The organism is Bradyrhizobium sp., assembly GCF_036735945.1.
In the GTDB taxonomy this organism is placed as follows: Bacteria; Pseudomonadota; Alphaproteobacteria; order Rhizobiales; family Xanthobacteraceae; genus Bradyrhizobium.
In genome coordinates this window covers 23425-45502 of sequence record NZ_DAINNI010000011.1, presented here as the reverse complement: position 1 = coordinate 45502, position 22078 = coordinate 23425, and the positions used below count along the sequence as shown (strand labels likewise).

Sequence of the window (22078 nt, the reverse complement as noted above, 5' to 3'; positions counted from 1 at the left end):
TCATGGCTGACGTGACGTTGCGCAAGGTCGTTAAGCGCTATGACGAGGTCGAGGCGGTGCGCGGCATCGATCTCGACATCGCCGACCATGAGTTTGTCGTGCTGGTGGGACCGTCGGGCTGCGGCAAATCGACCACGCTGCGTATGATTGCCGGCCTGGAGGATATCTCCGACGGCGACATCATGATCGGCGGCGACGTCGTCAACGATGTGCCGCCGAAGGATCGCGATATCGCGATGGTGTTTCAGAACTACGCGCTCTACCCCCACATGACGGTTGCGGAGAACATGTCGTTCGGCTTGCGCCTCAAGCGCTACCCGAAGGCCGAGATCAAGAGCCGCATCGACGAGGCCGCCCGCATGCTCGACATCGTCGAGCTCGTCGATCGCAAGCCGAAGCAATTGTCGGGCGGCCAGCGCCAGCGCGTCGCGATGGGCCGCGCCATCGTGCGCAATCCGAAAGTGTTCCTGTTCGACGAGCCGCTCTCCAACCTCGACGCCAAGCTGCGCGTACAGATGCGCATCGAGATCAAGAAGGTTCACCAGAAGGTTCGCACCACCACGGTCTACGTCACGCACGACCAGGTGGAGGCGATGACGCTGGCCGACCGCGTCGTGGTGATGAACCATGGCCGGATCGAACAGATCGGCACGCCGAACGAGCTTTACCACAAGCCGGCAACAAAATTCGTCGCCAGCTTCATCGGCTCGCCGGCGATGAATTTCATCCCGTGCCGGCTGGAGGATGTCGCCGGCAAGCTGCACGTGCGGCTGACCGACCGCATCGCCTTCCCGCTGCCGCCGGCCCGCGCTGCGCGGTATCAGGGCATTCCGCGGACGGAGAAATTGCTGCTGGGGCTGCGGCCCGAGCACGTCACCGAGGCCAAGGTGCACCCCGAACCCGGCGTGGAGAGCTTCGAAACCGTGCTCGATGTCACCGAGCCGATGGGAATGGAGACGCTGATCTACTTTACGCTGGAAGGTGCCCAGGTCTGCGGCCGGGTCAATCCCAATGCCGGCGCGCAGGATGGCGGCCCGCTCCGATTGGCTGTGGACCTCAACAATATGCACCTGCTAAACGAGGTGACCGGCGTTGTCCTTTGACGGCGCATGAGCGAGATCCAAGGGCAGGAAATGGCTACCAACAAGAAGAAAATCTTCGTCACTGAATCGATGTCGCAGCAGGGAAGAAAATTGCTGCACGCGCGCGACGACATTGAGCTCGTCGAATTTCCCAACATGATTTCGCAGGCGGACTTCAACGCCAAGCTGAAGGAGCACGCGCCGGTCCATGGCGTCGCCCTCGGCGGCACCCGCTTCGGCGAACCTGAGCTCGATTCTTCCAGGGACATGTTGGTGGTGACCCGGATCGGGGTAGGCTTCGACGCGGTCGACGTCCCCGCCCTCAGCCGCCGCAACGTCCCGCTGATGGTGGCCGGCACGGCCAATTCGCCCTCGGTCGCCGAATGCGCGCTGTTCATGATGCTGACGCTGGCCAAGCGTGCGACCGAGATGCATTCGCTGGTCAGGGACAACAGATGGCCTGATCGGCTCGGCATGCTGCCCTACGACCTCTTCGGCAAGACCATCGTGATTGTTGGCTTCGGCCGCATCGGCAGCCGCACCGCCAAGCGCTGCCTCGCCATGGAAATGAATGTCCTGGTGTACGACCCCTACAAGCCCGCCGCCGACATCAAGGCTGCCGGCTGCGAGCCGGTTTCCGATCTCGATGCCGCCCTGCCCCGCGCCGACTTCGTCAGCATCCACTGTCCGAAGACGCCGGAGACCATCGGCATGTTCAATGCTGACCGGCTGAAGCGCGTGAAGCCGACGGCCTTTCTCATCAACACGGCGCGCGGCGGAATCGTCGACGAGGCCGCCCTGCATGCCGCGCTGACGTCGCGCAAGCTTGCCGGCGCAGGTCTCGACGTTTTCGAGCAGGAGCCGCCGCCGGCCGGCCATGCGCTGTTCGCGCTGCCGAACGTCATCATGGCGCCGCACGTCGCGGGCGTCACGGTCGAAGCCGTGGACAGGATGAGCGAGCAGACCGCCCGCAATATTCTGAGCGTGCTCGACGGCGACCCCGTGCGCCAGAACGTGATCAATCAGGACGTACTCGGCTAAGTCAGTCCGTCACTGAGCGTGGACGCGGCCGGTCTGGCGACCGGCCGGCAAGCGAGGTGTGTGCATGGCCTTCAAGGAATACGGCGATTACGACGCGGTCGGACTGGCCGAACTGGTTCGCAGGAAACAGGTCTCGGCCAGGGAATTGCTCGACGAGGCGATTGCCCGCACCGCGAAGGTCGATCCGCAGATCAACGCCGTCGTCGTCAAGCACTACGACTATGCCGGGCGCCAGATCGAACGTGGCCTGCCCGACGGTCCCTTCACCGGCGTGCCGTTCCTGCTGAAGGATCTCGATCTGCTCGAAGGCACGCGCACCACCTCGGGCGCCACGGTGCTGAAGGATTTCGTCGCCGACCACACCGGCACGCTGGCCCAGCGTTTCCTCGATACCGGTGTGTCGATCTTCGGCAAGACCTCCAGCCCCGAATTCGGCCTGATGCCGACGACGGAATCACGGCTGTTCGGGCCAACCCGCAACCCCTGGAATCTCGAGCATTCCTCCGGCGGCTCGTCCGGGGGCGCGGCGGCCGCGGTTGCCGCCCGCATCCTGCCCGTCGCGCACGCCAGCGACGGCGGCGGCTCGATCCGGATTCCCGCTTCCGCATCCGGCGTGTTCGGCCTGAAGCCGACCCGCGCGCGCAACCCGCTCGGTCCCGATCGCGGCGAAGGCTGGGGCGGATTTGCCTGCGGCCACGTCGTCAGCATCAGCGTGCGCGACAGCGCGGTCATGATGGATGCGCTCCACGGCCCCGAACCGTCGAGCCCCTACGTCGCGCCACCGCCGGAGCGGCCGTTCTCGCAGGAGGTTGGCCGCGAGCCCGGCCGGCTCCGCATCTCCTTCACGGACAAGTCGCCCTATGGCGACGCCATCGATCCGGAAATCGCGGCAGCGGTGCGCGAGACCGCAAGCCTGCTGGCGGGGCTTGGCCATCACGTCGAGGAACGCGCGCCCGGGCTTCCCGCCGATCCCGCCGCGACGATTACGACGATCGTCGGCACCAACACCGCGCTGACGGTGCGCTTGATCGAGCAGAGGCTTGGTCGGGAGGTGACGGATAAGGATCTCGAGATCCTGACGCTGGCACAGTCTCACAACGCCAGGAAGACCCCAGCTACCGACTACGTCGCCGCACAGCTTGCCGCGTTCCAGATCTCGCGCACGCTGGCAGACTTCTTCGAGGGCTGCGATGTCTTCCTGTGTCCGACGTTGTGCGCGCCGCCGCTGCGCATCGGCGAGATCGACACCATGTCGAACGACCTCTCCCACATTGCCCCGATCCTGCGCCGCTATATGCCGGGCACATCGATGTTCAACATGTCCGGGCAGCCGGCGATGTCGGTGCCATTGGCGTGGAACAGAGCGGGACTACCGCTCGGCATGATGTTCTCCGCCAGGTTCGGCGATGAGGCTACCTTGTTCCGCCTGGCCGGCCAGCTCGAGCAGGAGCGGCCCTGGAGGAACAAGATACCGCCGGTGAGCGCCTAATTCCGCCCCAAAAAAGCCACGGATTGACAAAGCGCCGCTTTCCTCGGAAGCAAGTGAGAGCCGGGGGCGGCACTGATTCCGCAGACGGCTCGATCCGGAGGCTGAATCGTGATGCAAAGCGACCCAACCGACCATGCCTTGGCAACCATCGCCAGCATTCTCGACCGGGCGGAATCCCGTCGCGCTCCCGTCAAAACCGTGGTCGCTGAGCCAAAGCCCGCGACCCCTCCGCCCGTTCCCGCGCCCCCTCTTCCGATCGAAGCTCATGGCTACGCCAAGTTCGGGCCGGGCCCGATGGCCGCCATCCGCTTCAAATGGAGCGTCCGGCTTGACAATGGCGTCTACTATGTCGACGAGACCATCGGAGAGAATTCCACGCCGCTGGTGACCGGCCCGATGTCAAGAGACGCCGCAATCCAGATGGTCGACGCCCGCGAAAGCGACGCGCGCCGGCGCTTCGAGCAGTTGAAGAGCGAAATGACCGGACACACGGTCTAACGCTGGATGCTATCCAGGCGGTCCCAAAAAGTCCTTCTTGGCAAGATCGACGCCGGCGTGACGCAGGATGTCGTAGGCCGTCGTGACATGAAAGAAGAACTGCGGGACGCTGAACGTCAGCAGCAGTGATTTTCCGGTGAATTTGCGCTGGCTGCCATTCTTGAACGTGAACGCCACTTCCTTGTCGGCCGCGGCGTCGATCTCGGCGCGCGGCAGAGCTTGGGCGAACCCGATCGTCGCCGAAATCCGCGCCTTGAGCTCGGTGATGTCAGGCTCGGCATCTGAAAAGATATGAGGTACACGTCCAGCCAGGAGGGCGCAGGCAACGATGGCGTGCCGGTTGGCCTCTCCGACCTGCTGCTTCAGATTGTACATCGTGGGCGCAAGCCGCATGTTCAGAAGCACGGCCGGATCGAACTTGCGGGCCTCCGCATCGGCTGCCGCCTTGTCGAGCAGACCGGCGAGATTTTCGAGATACGGCACGAACACGCCGACGGAAGCCTCGTGAAGCGAGATGGTCACGGCTCATTTCTCCGGCTGGCACGGCGTGGCGATCTGGTCTGGATCCGCGGCCATCGCTGTGAGGATGTCATCCATTTCGTTTGTCGAGAAGCCGCACGCGCGTCCACCCGGAAAAGGCTGGTTTGGTTGGGAAATTGACCGCGTGCGGACGCCAATTTAATCTGCAGGCACGCGTTTGAACCGAAGCCGCTAGCGCACGACTCATAGTTTGAAAGTGATCTGGATCACGCTGGTTGAAGCTATTGCTGCTTACTAGCTTCCGGGATGGGGTTCCCTGCTCAGGAGGGTCATAATGAAGAAGTGCCTCGCTATCGCCGCGCTTTTGCTGGCGAGCGCCGTCACCGCCGCGCAGGCGCAGTACAGTTTTGAGTACAACGGCCGCACCATCACGATCGATCCCGATCGCGGCACCGTGTCCATTCCCGGGGTCTACGACAACACCGGCAAGAAGAAGCGCGTGCGCGGCGAGGAAGGCGACCTCGATCGTCCGAGCCGGAAGGTCCCGCAACATGCGAAAACCCCGCCGCAGGCTGCACCCGACACTGCGCCCCCCGCCGCGCCGGCGCCGGCTGAGCAGGCGGCCGTGCCCGCGGCTCCGCCGCCACCTGCCGCTCCAGTTCCGGGCGCGCCGGCCGCTGCGACAGCGCCGCCGTCAACCGCCACCGCGGCCGCTACACCGGCTGAGGCCGTCGCGCCGACGCCGCCTGCTGCGCCAGCCGTTCCTCAGGCTCCGCAAACCGCCGCTCCGGCGGCACCACCTGCTCCCGCTCCAGCGCCATTGCCACCGCAACAGAAGCAGGCCGCTGCCCCTGCCACTTCAACGCCTGTCGCCACCAACTCCCCGCTCGGCGTGTGGCTGACGGAGGAGAAGGAAGGCAAGGTGCGGATCGAGCAGTGCGGTCCCAACCTCTGCGGCTACGCCGTCGACAGGAAGTCGAACCAGAACGGCGAGCAGGTCTTGATCAACATGAGGCCCGGCAAGGACAAGTGGAGCGGCCGGATTCTCGATCCGAACAGCGGCAGCGCGTACGACTCCACCATCGCGCTGAAAGGCAGCGACACCCTGCGCGTTCAGGGCTGCGCCTTCGGCGGCATGTTCTGCGGCGGCCAGACCTGGACCCGCGTCAACTGACCGGCGTCAACGGCCTCACGCGATTCAGCAGCGCATCGGTGTCGATCGAGATCAGCAACGGTCAGGTCGCCTCCAACACAGCCGCTGTAACAGCATCGGGCCGCGTCGCCGATGCCGGGGCGATCCGCGTCACCCTCGCAAGCGGCATCAAGCGCGCGACAGGCTCCGGCATTCTCAACGGCACGTCAGGCTCGGGCACATGGCGCGCCGCCCTGTGCTCCGGTACCTGGACCGCGCAGCGGGTGTGAACAGGCGGGGGGTCAGCCGACCTTCGCCGAATACTCCGCGTCGGTCACATGCTCCATCCAGGTAATGTGACTGCCGTCGAGCGATTCCTGCATCGCGATGTGGGTCATGGCGTTGGTCGGCGACGCGCCGTGCCAGTGCTTCTCGCCCGGCGGAATCCAGACGACGTCGCCAGGCCGGATTTCCTGGATCGGTCCGCCCTTGGTCTGCACCCGGCCAACGCCTGATATGACGTACAGCGTCTGCCCCAGGGGATGCGTGTGCCAGGCCGTGCGCGCGCCCGGTTCGAACGAGACGCGGGTCGACGCGAGCCGCGCCGGCGCCTCGGTCTGGATGATCGGATCCTGCAGCACCGTGCCGGTGAAATAATCCGAGGGCGCGCGGCGCGTCGGCCGGGAGCCAGCGAGATAGATTTCCATGAGGTTGCCTCTGCTCGTTGTTGTTACTTCTTCGAAGCCGCGTAGCGTGCCTTGGTCTCGGCGTTCATCGGATAGAGGCCGGGCAACGCCGCGCCGTTGTTCACCTCGTTGACGATCCAGGCTTCCATTCGTTCCTGCTCCGGCCCTTCGGCCAGCACGTGATCGAGCGACGCCTGCGGGATCAGCACGGCACCGTCCTGGTCGGCAACGACGATGTCGTTCGGAAACACGGCGACCCCGCCGCAACCGATCGGTTCGCCCCAGCCGACGAAGGTCAGGCCCGCGACCGACGGCGGCGCGGCGAAGCCGTCGCACCAGACCGGGAGATTGGTGCCGAGCACGCCTTCGACGTCGCGCACCACGCCATCGGTGATCAGCGCGGCCACGCCGCGCTTGACCATGCGCGCGCAGAGGATGTCGCCGAAGATGCCGGCGTCGGTGACGCCCATGGCGTCGACCACGGCGATGCAACCCTTCGGCATGGCCTCAATCGCGGTGCGGGTCGAGATCGGCGACGACCACGACTCTGGCGTGGCGAGATCCTCGCGCGCGGGCACGAAGCGCAGCGTAAAGGCCGGGCCGACCAGCCGTGGCTGTCCGGGCCGCAGCGGCCTGGTGCCGCGCATCCAGACGTTTCGCAGGCCCTTCTTGAGCAGAACGGTGGTGATGGTGGCGGTGGACACGCCTGATAGGGTTGCGAGGGCTTCGGGGGACAGGGACATCTGGAAAGCAGGCTCCGGACAGGATGGATGAAAGGTAGCGCATCTTGCGGGGCGCGGGCATCGCGTCAAGGGCCCGCAAGCGGCGCTGCGATCACAACATCTTATCATGGGCATGCAGATTAATTTATTGAACTTACTTGCTGATTTCGTTTGAAGCGAATTCCACTCCGGCCCAAAAGGCGCTACTGTTGAGCCGCACAGACGCTGCATGACAGTTTAGAGGCCATGGCCGCCACGCTCCCCCCGCCCCGCCTTTTGCCGAGTGGCGACAGCGCCATCACGGTGGAATTCAGCCGCAGCATCGACGATGCCGCCAACCGGCGGGTACTGGCTCTCGACCGCGTGCTGACCGCCGAGCCCGTCGAGGGGATCACCGAGACGGTGCCGACCTATCGCTCGCTGCTGGTGCATTACGATCCCGTGCAGATCGATTTCGAAGATCTCGGCGAGAAGCTTCTCGCGCTCGCGCAGCGCCCGGTGCCCGCGACGACCAGGAGCCGGCGCTGGCGCATTCCGGTGGTCTATGGCGGCGAGCACGGCATCGACCTGGAGGACGTCGCCAAGAGCCTTAACACGACGCCCGACGACATCGTGGCGCGGCATGTCGCCGGCGATTACCGGGTGGCCATGATCGGCTTCACGCCCGGCTGGTCCTATCTGAGCGGGCTTGCGGAATCCCTGCACATGCCGCGGCGGCAGAATCCGCGCCTGCTGACGCCGGCCGGAACCATCTCGATCGGCGGCGTGCAGACCGGCGTGCAATGCCTGGCCGGCCCGAGTGGCTGGCATCTCCTGGGGCGGACGGCGGTCCGCACCTACCAGTTGCATCGCGATCCGATCTTCCTGCTCGAGCCCGGCGACAACGTCACCTTCACGCCTGTCGATGCCAAGACGTTCGCCGAGCAGGACCGTGCCGCCGCATCAGGCGAATTCATTGCCGAGCAGATCGCCCCATGAGCAAGCTCGTCATCGCATCGATCGGCCCGGCAAGTTCGATACAGGACGGCGGACGTCCGGGCTCGCAGCGCTATGGCCTGGTGCCGAGCGGCGCGATGGACCGGCTGGCGCTGGCGGCCGCGAACACGCTGCTCGGCAACGCGCCCTTCGCCGCGGCCGTCGAAGTCGGTCCGTTCGGCGCCAAATTCACCGCCCGCGGCAGCGCGGTGCGCGTCGCGCTGGCGGGGGCTCCGCGCAGTGCCGATATCGCCGGGCGCGCGATGGCGCCGGATACGTCGGCCACGCTCGCCGATGGCGAGACGCTGACGCTCGGCTTCGCTCGCGGCGGCGCGTTCAGCTATCTCGCGCTCGAAGGCGGCATTGCCGGCGAACCGATATTCGGCAGCCTCTCGGTGAACGCCCGCGCCGGCCTCGGCAGTCCCTATCCGCGTCCGCTGCAGGCGGGCGACGAACTGCAGACGAAGGCCGCCAGCGGCGCGCCGGAACGGCGGATCGAACTGCCGTCGGTATCCGACGCCCCGATCCGCTTGGTCTGGGGGCCGCAGGACGACGAATTCTCCGACGAGACCAAAAAACTGTTCGTCGACAGCGAATGGAAGGTTTCGGCGACCAGCGACCGCATGGGCTACCGGCTCGAAGGCCCCGTGCTCAAGCATCTGCACGGCCACAACATCGTTTCCGATGGCACCGTCAACGGCAGCCTGCAGGTGCCCGGCATGGGCCAGCCGATCGTGCTGATGCCGGATCGCGGTACCAGCGGCGGCTATCCCAAGATCGCGACCGTGATTTCCGCCGACCTTGGGCGGCTGGCGCAGACCCCCGCCGGCCGCGGCTTTCGGTTTCACGCCGTCAGCATGGCGGAAGCGCAGGCCGAGGCGCGCAAATTCGCTAGTATGCTGCGCACCCTGCCCGATCGGCTGCGCGCCATCGAAAGCGTTGATCTCAATATCGAGGCGCTGCACGATGCCAATGTCGCCGGCCACGCCGTCAACGCCATCGACGCCGGAACCTGGCACGCCGCAGCCGACATCGCGGGGCCGGACTGAGCAGCCAAAAAACCACCCACGAGAAGCGGGACCAACAGCATGACAAGCATCGACCTCAATTGCGATCTCGGCGAAGGATTCGGCGCGTGGGAAATGGGCAATGACGCCGCGATGATCGAACTGGCGACATCAGTGAACGTCGCCTGCGGCTTTCATGCCGGCGATCCCGACATTATGCGTCACACGGTCGAGCTTGCGAAAGCGCGCGGCGTCAGCGTCGGCGCGCACCCGGGATATCGCGACCTGCACGGTTTTGGCCGGCGGCCGATGCCTGGTTTGAAGTCGTCGGAGATCGAGAACCTGATCGCCTACCAGATCGGCGCGTTGCAGGCGATTGCGACCGCGGCCGGCTACAAGGTCACCCACGTCAAGGCGCACGGTGCGATCTCCAACGTCGCCTGCGAGGACGACATGACCGCGAAGGCGATCGCCAACGGCATCAAGGCGGTCGATCCCAACCTGATTTTCGTGGTGCTCGCCAATTCAAAACTGGTCCAGGCGGGCGAAGCCGCCAACCTGCCGATGGTGCACGAGGTGTTCGCGGACCGCGCCTATGAGGACAATGGCTCGCTGGTGTCGCGCAAGAAGCCGGGCGCCGTGCTGCACGATGCGAAGGAGATCGCCGACCGCGTGGTGCGGATGGTGCAGGACGGCGCGGTGGTTTCGGTCACCGGCAAGGTGATCAAGATGCGCACCGACACCGTCTGCATTCACGGCGATACGCCGGGCGCGGTCGAGATCGGACGCAGCGTGCGTCAGGCGCTGAAGGATGCCGGGATTACGGTTGCGCCCTTCAAGACGAAGATCTGATCCTAGAACGGATGAACCGACAGCGTGCCGAACACGATCGCGGCGATCAGCGCCAACGCGCTGTAGAGCGCCGCGGTGTGAAAGCCGGTGCCGGAACGGCGGGACAACGAACGTGCGTAAAGGTGCAGGCGGGCTTCCGCCGATAGTTCGCGCATGGTCGATCTCCAACGCAGCATGGACTGCATATGGAATATCGATCGGTTCGGGATGCAAGGCATCGGCCGAAATAGCGATGCCGCCGCTCTGACCCCGGTTGATTTGAGGGGAAAATTCCCCGTCTCCCGCCCGAAGCGGTATTTTTATTCGAGCGGATTTGAGCCAGTTGGAACCTTGATTGGTCAACGTCCCGCTGGAACCGGTGTTTTCAAGACCAGTCGACCGTAGCGATCAAGCCTTCCAGCGGCCGATCTTGAACGCCGCCAGATGTCCCGCGATATCGGCCGGATCGAATGCCGGGCCGGCAAAGGCGCCGATGGCACTGGGGGCCTCGGAGACGCCTTTTGAACGTCCCATGGCGGCATCATAGAGCTCCGGCCTGAACACACCCATCGCTGTCAGCAGCGCATCCGGCCGCATCTCGGTCTGGCCCCAGCGCACCATCTGGGCATAGAGCCAGGCCGCCTGCGCCGGGTCGGGCCTGCCAGCCCCTTCCCGGCCCACCAGCAGATAGCGGCTGCTCTCGCGCCTGCTGCCGTCGGGCGACACCTTCAGCCGGCCGTCGAGGGTGCGCTGGACCACCTCGGCATCGACGCCGATCCGCTCGGGCCGGGCCAGGATCTGTGCGGCCTCGGCACGGTTTTCGGGGCGCTCGATGAAATCGGCGGCCTTCGCGGCAGCACGCACCAGCGCCGCCAGCACTTGCGGATTCTTCTCCGACCAGTTCTGCCGTACCGCGAGCACCTTCTCGGCGGCGCGCACCAGGATGTCGGATACGAAATGCAGGATGTGGCCGATGCCGAGATCGACCGCGATCGAATTCCAGGGCGCGCCGACGCAGAAGGCATCGACCTGGCCGTTGGCGAGGCTGTCCACCATGTAGGGCGGCGGCAGCACCACCAGCCGCACATCCTCGTCCGGGTCGACCCCGCCCGCCGCCATCCAGAACCGGAGCTGGTAGTTATGCGTCGAGAACGGAAACGTCATGCCGAAGGTCAGCGGATCCGCCCCGCTCTTGCGCCGCTTCGCGACCACCCGGGCGAGCGCCAGCGCGGTCGCCATCGGATCGAGCGCATCGCCGTCGATCTCGCCCATGATGGCGGCATGCAGCGCCGGCGACACCGTGATCGCATTGCCGTTGAGGCCGAGGTTGAACGGCGCCACGATCGGCACCTTGACGTGGCCGAGCCCGAGGCTGGACGCGATCGCCACCGGCGCCAGCAGATGCGCGGCGTCGAACAGGCCGATATTGAGCTTGTCGCGGACGTTCGACCACGACACTTCCCGCACCAGCGTGACATCGAGCCCCTCGGCGGCGGCAAAGCCCTTGTCGACGGCGATGATCAGCGCGGAGGCGTCGACCAGCGGAATGAATCCGACATGCAGCGGTGTGGTCATTTCAGCAACTCCGACGCGGTCAGGATCGACTGCGCGATCTCGCCGATCTTCTTTTTCTCGCGCATCGCGGTGGAGCGCATCAGCACATAGGCCTCCTCCTCGGTGAGGCCCTTCACCTTCATCAGGATGCCCTTGGCGCGGTCGATAACCTTGCGCTCCTCGAGCGCGGATTTGGTGCGGTCGAGTTCGTCCTGCAGCCTCGAGAAGGCGTTGAAGCGGGAGATGCAGAGGTCGAGGATCGGCTTGATCCGCTCCTTCTTCAGGCCGTCGACGATATAGGCGGAAACGCCGGCATCGACGGAGGCCTGGATCGAGGCGGCGTCGCTCTGGTCGACGAACATGGCGATCGGCCGCCGCACGGCGCGGCTGACCTGGAACATCTGTTCCAGCACGTCGCGGCTGGGGTTTTCCAGGTCGATCAGGATAACGTCGGGGTCCAGCGCATAGATCCGCGCCAACAGGCTCTGCATCTCGCTGATATGCACGACGCCGGTAAAACCGGCCTCCCGCAATCCCTCCTCCAGGATTGCGGCCCGGATCGGGCTTTCGTCGACAATGACGATTTTCGGCGACGACTCAGCGCTCATCGATCAACTCTTTAACCCGGCAGGGCTTCCTTAGCACGGAAGACCGCCCCGCAAAGTCTTGTAATTGTGGGCAATTGGGACTAGTTCGTGCTCATCAATCAGGCAGATTTGGATATGCAACAGGCCGCCGCGCCCAAGATCAGCTTTGTTTCGCTTGGGTGTCCCAAGGCACTGGTCGATTCAGAGCGCATCATCACCCGGCTACGCGCCGAGGGCTATGAACTCGCTCGCAAGCACGATGGCGCCGACATCGTCATCGTCAACACCTGCGGCTTCCTCGACAGCGCCAAGCAGGAGTCGCTCGGCGCCATCGGTGACGCCATGGCGGAGAACGGCAAGGTCATCGTCACCGGCTGCATGGGCGCCGAGCCCGAACAGATCGAGGCGGCGTATCCCGGCGTGCTGTCGATCACGGGCCCGCAGCAATATGAGAGCGTGCTGGAGGCGGTGCACCGCGCCCTGCCGCCGATGCACAATCCGCATCTCGATCTGGTGCCGCCGCAGGGCGTCAAGCTGACGCCGCGGCACTACGCGTACCTGAAGATTTCCGAAGGCTGCAACAACCGCTGCAGCTTCTGCATCATCCCGAAACTGCGCGGTGATCTGGTGTCGCGCCCGGCCAACGACGTGCTGCGCGAGGCGGAGAAACTGGTCAGTGCCGGCGTCAAGGAATTGCTGGTCATTTCGCAGGACACGTCGGCCTATGGCGTCGATGTGAAATATGCCGAAAGTCCATGGAAGGATCGCCAGGTCCGCGCCAAATTCTTCGACCTCGCCAAGGAGCTCGGCGAACTCGGCGCCTGGGTGCGGCTGCAATACGTCTACCCCTACCCGCATGTCGACGAGGTCATCGGCCTGATGACCGAAGGCAAGGTCCTTCCCTATCTCGATATTCCCTTCCAGCACGCCAGCCCCGAAGTTCTGAAGGCGATGAAGCGTCCGGCCGCGCAGGAAAAGACGCTGGCGCGGATCAAGAAGTGGCGCGAGGAATGTCCTGACCTGACGCTGCGCTCGACCTTCATCGTCGGCTTCCCCGGCGAGACCGATTCCGATTTCGCCTATCTGCTCGACTGGCTCGAAGAAGCCGAGATCGACCGGCTCGGCTGCTTCAAATACGAGCCGGTGGCCGGTGCCGCCTCCAACACGATCGGAAGCGTCGTCCCCGACGAGATCAAGCAGGAGCGCTGGAACGCGCTGATGGCGCGGCAGCAGAAAATCTCTGCCCGCCGCCTCAAGCGCAAGGTCGGCACGAGGCAGCAGGTCATCATCGACGAAGTCGGACCGACCGTCGCAAAGGGTCGTTCAAAGGCCGACGCGCCGCAGATCGACGGCGCGGTCTATCTGTCGAGCCGCCGCCCGCTGAAGGTCGGCGAGATCGTCACCGCGAAGATCGAGCGGTCCGACCAGTACGATCTGCACGGCAGCGTCGCGGGGTTCTGATCATCCCCGCTCGGATCCTTGCTCGCTTGACACGGCCGGCCATCAGGCTGTATGGGCCATCGCCATGAAGCTGAACCGGACCACCCGCCGCGCCTGCCTGCGTCGTCGCTCCCGCGACGATGATGGGGCGCGCCATGTCCGACGACAACGCTGACTAGCTAGATTTTCAGCCACGTTTTCGAGAAGGCCGCACCCTCAAAAGTGCGGCCTTCTTGCGTTTCGGCCCGCCCCTTCCACAAAACCCCAGAGGAGATCGACATGACCCACGCTGCCCTTGCCTTCGACGCGCTGATGAACATCACGGCCCGCCCGCAGGCCGTGTTCGTCCGCGGCGAAGGCGCCTATCTCTGGGACGATGCCGGCAAGCGCTATCTCGATTTCATGCAGGGATGGGCCGTCAACTGCCTCGGCCATTCGCCTGTTGTCGTCGCCGAAGCCCTCGCGGCGCAGGCCAAGCTGTTGCTGACGCCAAGCCCCGCCTTCTACAACGGTCCCAGCCTGAAACTGGCGCAGGCGCTGGTCGAGAAGAGCTGTTTCGACCAGGTCTTCTTCGCCAACTCCGGGGCGGAGGCCAATGAAGGCGCCATCAAGCTCGCGCGGAAATACGGCGCCAAACACAAGAACGGCGCGTTCGAAATCATCACCTTCGAGGGTGGCTTTCACGGCCGCACGCTCGCCACCATGTCGGCCTCGGGCAAGAAGGCGTTCGAGCCGCTGTTCGAGCCGAAAGTCTCGGGCTTCCGCAAAGCGCGGCTGAACGACCTCGATTCAGTGAAGGCGCTGATCTCGGACAACACGGTCGCCGTGATGCTGGAGCCGATCCAGGGCGAAGCCGGTGTCTGGCCGGCATCAGATCAATTTCTGCAGGAGTTGCGCGCGCTGACCAAAGCGCACGGCCTGCTGCTGATCGTCGACGAGATCCAGACCGGCATGGGCCGGACCGGCAAGCTATTCCACTACGAGCATGCCGGCATCGAGCCCGACATCATGACGCTCGGCAAGGGCATCGGCGGCGGCGTTCCGCTGGCCGCCCTGCTCGCGACCAGGGAAGCCTCGTGCTTCGAGCACGGCGACCAGGGCGGCACCTTCAACGGCAATCCGCTGATGTGCGCCGCAGGACTGGCCGTGCTCGAGGAAGTCTCGAAGCCGCAATTCCTGAAGGCTGCGGTGGAGGCGGGCCTGTACCTGGAGAGCGAGTTGCAAAAGCTGTCGGCACGGCATGGTCTGGGCGAGGTACGGGGACGCGGACTGTTGCTCGCGCTCGACCTCAAGCTGCCGATCGGCGCCGCGATCGTGGCCGAGGCGCTTGCCGACGGCGTGCTGATTAACTCGCCGCAGCCCGATGCGCTGCGCTTCATGCCGGCGCTCAACGTCACGCGCGAGGAGATATCGCTGGTGATCGATTGCCTCGATGCGATTTTGGTCAAGGCGGGCGCGGCGCGGCGAGTGGCATAAGTCGCGACGGGAGCCGCGCAGCATTGCGCGCGCGGCTCCCGAATACGTAACTCGGGGGATAGACGTGACCAGAGCTGATCCGGAGACCAGACTACTCACTTGCCTCGATGCCCTGGCTTACAGGGACATCCGCCTCGAGGGGCTATGCCAGCATCCGGAAGCATTCGCCTCGACGTTCGAGGATGAGCGAGACAGGCCGCTGGACTGGTTCAAGGAACTGATCACGCAGTCGCGGGTCTTCGGCGTATTCCTTCCGCAGGGGCTGGTCGGCGTGGTCGGGCTGCGCTCGCATGCCGATGCCAAGCAGCGCCACAAGGCCATGATCTGGGGCATGTATGTACGACGTGAAGCCCGCCAGCACGGCATCGGCGAACGCCTTATCGAGGCGGCCGTGGCCTACGCGTCCAGCCATGTCGAGCAGCTTCAGCTCGCCGTCGTCACCGAGAACGAGGCAGCGCGTCGGCTTTATGCCAAGGCAGGCTTTATCGAGTACGGCCATCAGATCAACGCGCTGAAGCACGGCGGGCGTTACTACGACGACATCCTGATGGTGAAATTCCTTGGGCCTAGCCCGCCGCAATCATCAGCCAATCCAGCGTATAAACCAGCTGGCTCCGGTGAAGCTACGGCCGGAAAATCGCAGCGCCCGTCGTCGCCCGGCTCTCCAGTTCGATATGCGCCTTGGCGGCGTCCTTCAGCGCGTAGGCGTGGTTGATCGGCACGTGCAGCTTGCCGTTGATCACGGCGGCGAACAGCGTGTCGGCGCCTTCGAGCAGTTCCTTGCGGGTGGAGACATAGTCGTTGAGCTTCGGCCGCGTCGCAAACAGCGAGCCGTGATTGTTGAGTTCGGCGAGCGCGAACGGCGGCACCGGGCCGGAGGCGTTGCCGAAGCTGACGAACAGGCCGCGCGGGCGCAGGCATGACAACGAGCCCGGGAACGTGGTCTTGCCGACGCCGTCATAGACGACGTCGCAAAGTTCGTTGCGGCTGATCTGCTTGACCCGCGCCACGAAATCCTCCTCGTTATAGAGGATGACGTGATCGCAACCGTTGGACAGCGCGAGATCGGCCTTCGCCTTGGAGCCGACGGTGCCGATGACATGCGCGCCGAGCGCCCTCGCCCACTGGCAGGCCAGCAGGCCGATGCCGCCGGCGGCGGCGTGGATCAGCACGCGATGGCCGGGCTCGACCTTGAAGGTCTTGTGCAGGAGATACCAGACCGTCAGGCCCTTCAGCATCAGGACGGCGCCCTGTTCGTAGGTGATGTGGTCGGGCAGCTTGACCAGCTTGTCCGCCGGGATCACCCGCTCGCTGGCATAGCCGCCAAGGTTGAAATAATAGGCGACACGATCGCCGGGATGGAAATTGGTAACGCCGGGACCGACAGCAGTCACCTCGCCGGCGGCTTCGTTGCCGGCGATGAACGGCAGCCCCGGCGCCTTGTAGAGGCCGGTGCGGTAATAGACGTCGATGAAGTTCAGGCCGACGGCGTGCTGACGGATGCGGACCTCGCCCGGCCCAGGCGCCGATACCTCGACGTCTTCGTACACCAGGGCTTCCGGACCCCCCACCTTGTGCACGCGCACGGCCTTGGTCATTGCAGTCTCTCCTTCGGTATCGGCTCAAGCGCCCTACCTGAGCGCAACGAAGGCCATCGCCGGTCCCTTGTCAACTCGCCGGGTGCCTGGGGGTCTTCCGGCGGTTGCGCCTGGCCAGCACGTTGAACATCTCGACGGCGGCCGAGAACGTGATCGCAAAGTAGATGTAGCCGCGCGGGATGTGGAATTTGAAACCGTCCGCCACCAGCGCCACGCCGATCAGCACCAGGAACGCCAGCGCCAGCATCTTGGTGGTCGGATGATCGGCCACGAATTTCGCCACCGGGCCGGAGGAGATGTACATCACCGCACAGGCGATCACGACGGCCGCGATCATGATCTCGATATCCTGCGCCATGCCGATCGCGGTGATGATCGAGTCCAGCGAGAACACGATGTCGATGATGATGATCTGGATGATCGCCATCAAGAACACGCCGGCCTTCGGCTCGGTGTCGGACTCGCCGTGGCTTGCTTCGACCTCGGCGTGGATTTCATGGGTTGCTTTCGCGATCAGGAACGCGCCGCCGGCGATCAGGATGACGTCGCGCCAGGACAATTCGACGCTTCTCACGGTCACGATGGGCTCGGTGAGGCCGATCAGCCACACCAGCAGGCTGAGCAGGATGATGCGAAACACCAGCGCCAGCAGGAGTCCGATCTGGCGCGCGCGCCTGGCCTGCGCCGGCGGGATGCGCGAGACGATCACCGAAATGAAGATGACGTTGTCGATGCCGAGCACGATTTCCAGCGCCGTCAAGGTCGCCAGCGCCAGCCAGGCTTCCGGGCTCGCCAGTAATTCTATCATGCCCTGAACGACCTTATTTTCCGGATCACCGCATCGCTCCCGACAATGTAGAGCGCAATGGCGCAAAGCCCGAAGACGATCGGCGGGCCCACGTTGAAGTCGCGGGCGATCGTATACATCGCAAGCGCGGCACCGACGGCGACGAGCCACAACGTCAACCAGCGCAGGCGCACCACGCGGAGCGGATGCAGGACGTGAAACGGGGCGAAGGTCAACGCAATCAGGATTGCGATTCCGAGCGTGGACAGGACCGGCGGCAGGTGCAGCAAGAACAAATAAAATGCCGCCGCGTTCCACAGCGCCGGAAAGCCACGGAAGTGATTGTCGGAGGCCTTCATGCGCCTGTCGGCGAAATAGAGCGCACTCGACACCACGATGCCGATGCCGAGCAGTGGCGCGGCGAGCGGCAGCAGCATCCCGCTCGCGGTGATGGCATAGGCCGGAACGAACACATAGGTCACGAAATCGACCACGAGATCGAGCACCTCGCCCGACCAGTTCGGCTGCAGCCGCACGACATCCAGCCTTCGCGCCAATGGGCCGTCGATCGCGTCGACGATCAGGGCGACGCCGAGCCAGCCGAACATGTTGGCCCAATGCTCGCGTACCGCTTCCAGCATCGCAAGCAACGCGATGCCCGCCCCCAACGCCGTCAGGACATGGATCGAGAAGGCGGCGGTCCGCATTCGGCCGCCCACCGGGAGGGAATCTGGCTCTGTGCTCTGGTCCATAGCTCGGGCAGTGCTATCAGGAATCGCCCCGATTTGCATATCGGCGCTTGCGGCGTTCCGCCGCGCGATTGGGTGGAAGCAATTCGGCCGGTTGATGGCTTGAAAATGTCGGCTCAAACCGTCAATTGTCCTGATATGAAGGATGCATCGCAGGTTTATGACACCGCCGTGATCGGCGGCGGGCCGGCCGGATTGACCGCGGCGATCGCGTTGGCCGCCGCAGGTGCGAAGACCGCCCTGCTCGCGCGCCGTGTCCCCTACGCCGACAACCGCACGACGGCGCTGTTGGGCGCTTCGACCGACCTGCTCGAACGCCTGGACGTCTGGCCCCGATGCCGCGACAAGGCTGCGGCCCTGCGTACCATGCGCCTCGTTGACGACACCGGCCGGCTGATCCGCGCGCCCGAGGTGCGTTTCACCTCCGACGAGATCGGCCTCGAACAGTTCGGCTACAACATCGACAATCGCTCGCTGATGGTCGCCCTCGAAGAACGCGCCGCCGAACTCCCCAACCTCACCCGATTTGATGGCGAGGCCGCCGCGATCGATCCGCGGGATGAGCTTGTCACGGTCAGTACCGGCAAGGGCGAGCCGCTTGCCGCACGCCTGGTGATCGGTGCCGACGGCCGGCAATCGCCCTCCCGCAAGGCAGCCGGAATCGGCGTGAGCCGCCGCGACCTGCATCAGTCGGCGCTGACCTTCAACATCAGCCATTCGCGGCCGCATCAGGGCATCTCGACCGAGTTTCACACCGCGCAAGGTCCCTGCGTTTTCGTTCCCCTGCCCGGCAACCGCTGCAGCGTGGTGTGGGTTGCCACTACCCGGGAAGCCGAGCGGCTGATGTCGCTCAGCGACGAGGAATTGTCGGAGGCCGCCGAACGGCAATCGCATTCCATTCTCGGCCGTATCCAGGTGGAGGCCGGGCGCAACCTGTTTCCGCTGACGATCGAGCGTCCCGAGCAGTTCGCCAGCCATCGCGTCGCGCTGGTCGGGGAGTCAGCCCATGTGGTGCCGCCGATCGGTGCGCAGGGGCTCAACATGGGACTGCGCGATGCGGCCGACATCGCCGACATCGCCGGCGATGCGCTTTCGCGCGGCGAAGATCCGGGATCATCGGCGGTGCTGGCGCGCTACCAGTCCCCCCCCCAAGCGCATCTTCCGCGCCCGCCGCGCCGACGTTGCGAGCCGGTTGATCGCCATCGATGTCGCGAACCGTTCGCTGCTCAGCGATTTCCTGGGCCTGCAATCGCTGCGCGCGGCGGGCATGCACCTGCTCGGCTCGTTCGGCCCGCTGCGACGGCTCGCCATGCGCGAGGGACTGGCGCCGACCTGGAAGCGCGTGATTTAGCTCGCCGCGAACCGGCCCAACTCTACTTTGCATGGGGTTGTTTTCGCGATTTTGTGTCGGCGTATCGCGCCTATGGAAACGCCAGCCGTCCGCTCTGGAGGAACCACATCACGCTGGTCAGCGTGACCACGGAGGCGAAGGTCCCGATCAGCACGGCGACCGACGCCGGTTCGATCCAGGTGTTGTTCTGCCGGGCCATCACGAACACGTTCAGCGCCGGCGGCAGCGCGGCCATCAGCACCGCGGTCGCCGCCCAGGGCTGCGCGAACGGCCCGAACAGCAGCATCAGTCCGAACACGATGAGCGGGTGGATCAGGAGCTTGGTTGCGATCACGCCCGGCACTTCCCAGGGCACGCGGTCGAACGGCCGCAGCGCCACGGTGACACCAAGCACGAACAGCGCGGTCGGCGCCGCCGCGTTTTGCAGGAACAGCAGCGTCCGATCGAGCGCGGTCGGCAGCGGAATGTGGAGCGCTGCGACCAGAGCTCCGAGAACGGCCGACATGATCAGTGGATTGAGCACGATCTGTCGCGCGGCCACGCCGACGGCATGCAGAAAGGACGGATGCTCGCGATCGGTCAGCGCCATCAGCAGCGGAACGATGGTGAACAGAAAGATACTGTCGCAGCAGAAAATCAACGCGGTCGGTGCCGCCGCCTTGGCGCCGAGCACGGCCAGTGCGAGCCCCGGCCCCATATAGCCGATATTGCCGTAGGCGCCGGCCAGACCCGCCATGGTGGCCTTGCGCAGCGACAGGTCGCCGAGGATGCGCCCCGCCACCATGGCAACCAGAAAGGCGCTCACGGTGGCGAGCGTGGTTGCGATCAGGAAGGGCGGGTTGTTCAGCTCGGAGAACGGCGTCTCCGACATGATGCGAAACAGCAAGGCCGGCAGCGAGACGTAGAGCAGGAAGAAATTCATCCAGGCGAGGCCCGATTCCGGCAGCCCCCTTGTCTTGCCGCAGGCGAAGCCGATGAAGATCAGGCCGAAATAGGGAAGCGCAAGGTTGAGGATATCGGCCATCGCGAAAGCGTCTTTTCGTCAGTAATTTCGGGGGTATGCGGGCAGAACTGGTTACCCCGGGTAAAGGTTAATTCGTCCTGATGCCTCTAGCATCGGCCACAATCATGGTCTATTCGACGAGATATGATCAAAGCGCGCACCGCCAAATTTCAGATCGGGCAGATCGTCCGCCACCGGGTGTTCTCGTTCCGGGGCGTGATTTTCGACATCGATCCGGAATTCAACAATACCGAGGAGTGGTGGTTGTCGATCCCCGAGGAAGTTCGCCCTCACAAGGATCAGCCGTTCTATCATCTGCTCGCGGAAAATTCGGAATCGGAATACGTCGCCTATGTCTCCGAGCAGAACCTGCTGCCTGACGATTCCGGTGAGCCGATCCGGCATTCGCAGGTCGCCGAGATCTTCGTGAAAGACAAATCGGGCGGCTACCGCCCTCGCAACCCTTCGCTTAATTAGCCAGTTTCGGCTGCAACGAAAAAGGCGCCCCCTCGGGCGCCTTTTGTGTTGTGTCGAACACTGCGGAGAGCGGTTACTTCGTTGCCGGGTTGGCAGGCGCGGCTTCGAGCTTCTTGCGCTGCTCTTCGGCACGCTTCTGCAGCTCTTCCTGCAGCTTCTTCTGGTTTTCCTCGAACTGCTTCGGGTCGGTCGGCGGACCGTCATAGGCCTTGGCGAATTCGCCGGCCAGCGGCAGCGGCAGCGTCAGCGGCGCGCCGTTCGAATTGATCGCCTGGACGACGAGGTTCTGGCCCTTCTTCAGGCTGGCGATCAGCTCGGGAGTTGCTTCGTAGTCGGACATGCAGCCGTTCTGGAAGCAGATGACGTAGGGGCTCTGCTGCGGCGGGTTGCTGTCGACGATGATCCGGGTGCCGTGCACGAGCTGCATGCCGAGCGGAAGGGTAACGCGCAGCAGCTTCTTCGGCTCGCCTTCCGGCTCGATGATGACGGCGGCGATGACGGGCTGGCCGGACTCGATGCGGCCGTCCTTGCCGGTAAAGCAGACCTGCTTGGCGCCGGCCTCCTGTCCCTTCAGGCAGAACTTGGTCCAGGGCGCGTAGATCAGCTGGACCTGCTGCTCCTGCTGCTGCTGGGGCGCGCCAGCCGCGGGGGCGCCCGCCGCAGGGGCCTGCGGGGCGGGCGCGGGAGCCTTGGGAGCCGCCTTCGGCGCCGCCTTCGGGGCAGCCGGCGCGGGCGCCTGGGCCTGCGCGGTGGATGCGATCAACGTTGCCGAGAGCGCCGAGGCCGCCAACAGGGCCAGAATCTGCCCACGCGGCCGGATCGACCCGGCCAAGATACGGAAATTCATTGCGGAAAACCCTTTCTGAACCGGAGCGCCCGAAACCGCTACAGACGCCGACACCCTACCCGCGCTGAGGCGGCTATCTCGTTGGCAATTGAGGCGGATACGTGACCGGCGTTCCCACCCTGATCAATTGCCCGCCTTCAATACAGCGGCGAGCGAAAAGATCAATGCCGACAGGCGTCTTTGGCGTTCCTCGAAGGTTGGGGCGCAAGCCATGGTAAAGCTTTCCGGTGCGCATTTTCGAATCAGGTTACCTCTCGCCTCTGCCC

General features: G+C 64.8%; 24 protein-coding genes and 1 pseudogene. 14 read left to right on the top strand and 11 right to left on the bottom strand.

Annotated features, from left to right (window positions below):
- Positions 1 to 2 precede the first annotated feature (2 nt).
- The 4 genes from V7E26_RS06245 (at position 3) to V7E26_RS06230 (ending at position 4110) form a co-directional block, all read left to right on the top strand.
- Positions 3 to 1103, top strand: a complete 1101-nt coding sequence (locus V7E26_RS06245) for an ABC transporter ATP-binding protein (RefSeq protein WP_324414564.1) — start codon at positions 3 to 5, stop codon at positions 1101 to 1103.
- A gap of 30 nt (positions 1104 to 1133) precedes the next feature.
- Positions 1134 to 2123, top strand: coding sequence for a hydroxyacid dehydrogenase (locus tag V7E26_RS06240; RefSeq protein ID WP_324414612.1), 990 nt, complete (start codon positions 1134 to 1136; stop codon positions 2121 to 2123).
- Positions 2124 to 2187: 64 nt separating this feature from the next.
- Positions 2188 to 3612: an amidase gene (locus tag V7E26_RS06235; RefSeq protein WP_324414563.1), complete on the top strand. Its 1425-nt coding sequence runs from the start codon at positions 2188 to 2190 to the stop codon at positions 3610 to 3612.
- A gap of 111 nt (positions 3613 to 3723) precedes the next feature.
- On the top strand, positions 3724 to 4110 hold the full coding sequence (locus V7E26_RS06230; RefSeq protein ID WP_324414562.1) for a hypothetical protein: 387 nt from the start codon (positions 3724 to 3726) through the stop codon (positions 4108 to 4110).
- A gap of 9 nt (positions 4111 to 4119) precedes the next feature.
- On the opposite strand, the gene V7E26_RS06225 is transcribed toward V7E26_RS06230, so the two are convergent.
- Positions 4120 to 4632, bottom strand: coding sequence for a DUF1993 domain-containing protein (locus V7E26_RS06225; RefSeq protein ID WP_324414561.1), 513 nt, complete (start codon positions 4630 to 4632; stop codon positions 4120 to 4122).
- A 292-nt stretch (positions 4633 to 4924) separates the two neighbouring features.
- On the opposite strand from V7E26_RS06225, the gene V7E26_RS06220 reads away from it, so the two are divergent.
- On the top strand, positions 4925 to 5764 hold the full coding sequence (locus tag V7E26_RS06220; RefSeq protein ID WP_324414560.1) for a DUF2147 domain-containing protein: 840 nt from the start codon (positions 4925 to 4927) through the stop codon (positions 5762 to 5764).
- Positions 5765 to 5802: 38 nt separating this feature from the next.
- The gene (locus V7E26_RS06215) at positions 5803 to 6012 is read left to right on the top strand and encodes a hypothetical protein (RefSeq protein ID WP_324414559.1); all 210 of its coding nucleotides are present in this window, start codon (positions 5803 to 5805) and stop codon (positions 6010 to 6012) included.
- A 12-nt stretch (positions 6013 to 6024) separates the two neighbouring features.
- Here the strand turns inward: V7E26_RS06215 and V7E26_RS06210 are convergent, their stop codons facing one another.
- Together V7E26_RS06210 and V7E26_RS06205 are read right to left on the bottom strand one after the other, a co-directional pair.
- A complete protein-coding gene (locus V7E26_RS06210; RefSeq protein ID WP_324414558.1) occupies positions 6025 to 6429 on the bottom strand; it encodes a (R)-mandelonitrile lyase in 405 nt (134 codons plus the stop codon).
- Between the two features lie 23 nt (positions 6430 to 6452).
- The gene (locus V7E26_RS06205) at positions 6453 to 7151 is read right to left on the bottom strand and encodes a ribonuclease activity regulator RraA (RefSeq protein WP_324414557.1); all 699 of its coding nucleotides are present in this window, start codon (positions 7149 to 7151) and stop codon (positions 6453 to 6455) included.
- Positions 7152 to 7376: 225 nt separating this feature from the next.
- Between V7E26_RS06205 and pxpB the strand changes: the two genes are divergently transcribed.
- From pxpB to V7E26_RS06190, 3 genes are read left to right on the top strand one after another with little or no spacing between them, the layout of a single operon-like run.
- Positions 7377 to 8108 carry a 5-oxoprolinase subunit PxpB gene (gene pxpB, locus V7E26_RS06200; protein ID WP_324414556.1) on the top strand — a complete coding sequence of 244 codons (732 nt, stop codon included), beginning with the start codon at positions 7377 to 7379 and terminating at the stop codon, positions 8106 to 8108.
- Entirely contained in the window at positions 8105 to 9154 is a 1050-nt protein-coding gene (locus tag V7E26_RS06195; RefSeq protein WP_324414555.1) for a biotin-dependent carboxyltransferase family protein, read from the top strand. Before pxpB ends, V7E26_RS06195 begins: the two co-directional genes overlap by 4 nt.
- 39 nt (positions 9155 to 9193) lie before the next feature.
- Positions 9194 to 9964, top strand: a complete 771-nt coding sequence (locus tag V7E26_RS06190; protein WP_324414554.1) for a LamB/YcsF family protein — start codon at positions 9194 to 9196, stop codon at positions 9962 to 9964.
- Between the two features lie 2 nt (positions 9965 to 9966).
- On the opposite strand, the gene V7E26_RS06185 is transcribed toward V7E26_RS06190, so the two are convergent.
- From V7E26_RS06185 to V7E26_RS06175, 3 genes are all read right to left on the bottom strand, one after another.
- Positions 9967 to 10119 carry a hypothetical protein gene (locus V7E26_RS06185; RefSeq protein ID WP_324414553.1) on the bottom strand — a complete coding sequence of 51 codons (153 nt, stop codon included), beginning with the start codon at positions 10117 to 10119 and terminating at the stop codon, positions 9967 to 9969.
- A 232-nt stretch (positions 10120 to 10351) separates the two neighbouring features.
- Positions 10352 to 11518, bottom strand: a complete 1167-nt coding sequence (locus V7E26_RS06180) for a CmpA/NrtA family ABC transporter substrate-binding protein (protein ID WP_324414552.1) — start codon at positions 11516 to 11518, stop codon at positions 10352 to 10354.
- Positions 11515 to 12105, bottom strand: coding sequence for an ANTAR domain-containing response regulator (locus tag V7E26_RS06175; protein ID WP_324414551.1), 591 nt, complete (start codon positions 12103 to 12105; stop codon positions 11515 to 11517). The genes V7E26_RS06180 and V7E26_RS06175 overlap by 4 nt, the downstream gene beginning before the upstream one ends.
- 114 nt (positions 12106 to 12219) lie before the next feature.
- Here V7E26_RS06175 and rimO point away from each other — a divergent pair, with 114 nt between their 5' ends.
- From rimO to V7E26_RS06160, 3 genes are all read left to right on the top strand, one after another.
- A complete protein-coding gene (gene rimO / locus V7E26_RS06170; protein WP_324414550.1) occupies positions 12220 to 13545 on the top strand; it encodes a 30S ribosomal protein S12 methylthiotransferase RimO in 1326 nt (441 codons plus the stop codon).
- Between the two features lie 258 nt (positions 13546 to 13803).
- A complete protein-coding gene (locus V7E26_RS06165; protein ID WP_324414549.1) occupies positions 13804 to 15000 on the top strand; it encodes an acetylornithine transaminase in 1197 nt (398 codons plus the stop codon).
- A gap of 64 nt (positions 15001 to 15064) precedes the next feature.
- On the top strand, positions 15065 to 15715 hold the full coding sequence (locus V7E26_RS06160) for a GNAT family N-acetyltransferase (protein WP_324414548.1): 651 nt from the start codon (positions 15065 to 15067) through the stop codon (positions 15713 to 15715).
- On the opposite strand, the gene V7E26_RS06155 is transcribed toward V7E26_RS06160, so the two are convergent.
- From V7E26_RS06155 to pcsA, 3 genes are all read right to left on the bottom strand, one after another.
- Positions 15624 to 16598: a quinone oxidoreductase family protein gene (locus V7E26_RS06155; protein WP_324414547.1), complete on the bottom strand. Its 975-nt coding sequence runs from the start codon at positions 16596 to 16598 to the stop codon at positions 15624 to 15626. The two genes, V7E26_RS06160 and V7E26_RS06155, sit on opposite strands and share 92 nt — an antisense overlap.
- A gap of 70 nt (positions 16599 to 16668) precedes the next feature.
- A complete protein-coding gene (locus V7E26_RS06150; RefSeq protein ID WP_324414546.1) occupies positions 16669 to 17406 on the bottom strand; it encodes a TerC family protein in 738 nt (245 codons plus the stop codon).
- Positions 17403 to 18137 (bottom strand): phosphatidylcholine synthase, encoded by a 735-nt coding sequence (gene pcsA, locus V7E26_RS06145; RefSeq protein WP_324414545.1) that lies wholly within the window; start codon positions 18135 to 18137, stop codon positions 17403 to 17405. Before pcsA ends, V7E26_RS06150 begins: the two co-directional genes overlap by 4 nt.
- Before the next feature lie 135 nt (positions 18138 to 18272).
- Here pcsA and V7E26_RS06140 point away from each other — a divergent pair.
- Positions 18273 to 19485: pseudogene (locus V7E26_RS06140) on the top strand (UbiH/UbiF family hydroxylase).
- Between the two features lie 70 nt (positions 19486 to 19555).
- Here the strand turns inward: V7E26_RS06140 and V7E26_RS06135 are convergent.
- The gene (locus V7E26_RS06135; RefSeq protein WP_324414544.1) at positions 19556 to 20509 is read right to left on the bottom strand and encodes an AEC family transporter; all 954 of its coding nucleotides are present in this window, start codon (positions 20507 to 20509) and stop codon (positions 19556 to 19558) included.
- A 123-nt stretch (positions 20510 to 20632) separates the two neighbouring features.
- Here V7E26_RS06135 and hspQ point away from each other — a divergent pair, with 123 nt between their 5' ends.
- Positions 20633 to 20965: a heat shock protein HspQ gene (hspQ, locus tag V7E26_RS06130; protein ID WP_027537766.1), complete on the top strand. Its 333-nt coding sequence runs from the start codon at positions 20633 to 20635 to the stop codon at positions 20963 to 20965.
- A 73-nt stretch (positions 20966 to 21038) separates the two neighbouring features.
- Here hspQ and V7E26_RS06125 read toward each other — a convergent pair whose 3' ends face one another.
- The gene (locus V7E26_RS06125) at positions 21039 to 21812 is read right to left on the bottom strand and encodes an invasion associated locus B family protein (RefSeq protein WP_324414543.1); all 774 of its coding nucleotides are present in this window, start codon (positions 21810 to 21812) and stop codon (positions 21039 to 21041) included.
- Positions 21813 to 22078 lie beyond the last annotated feature (266 nt).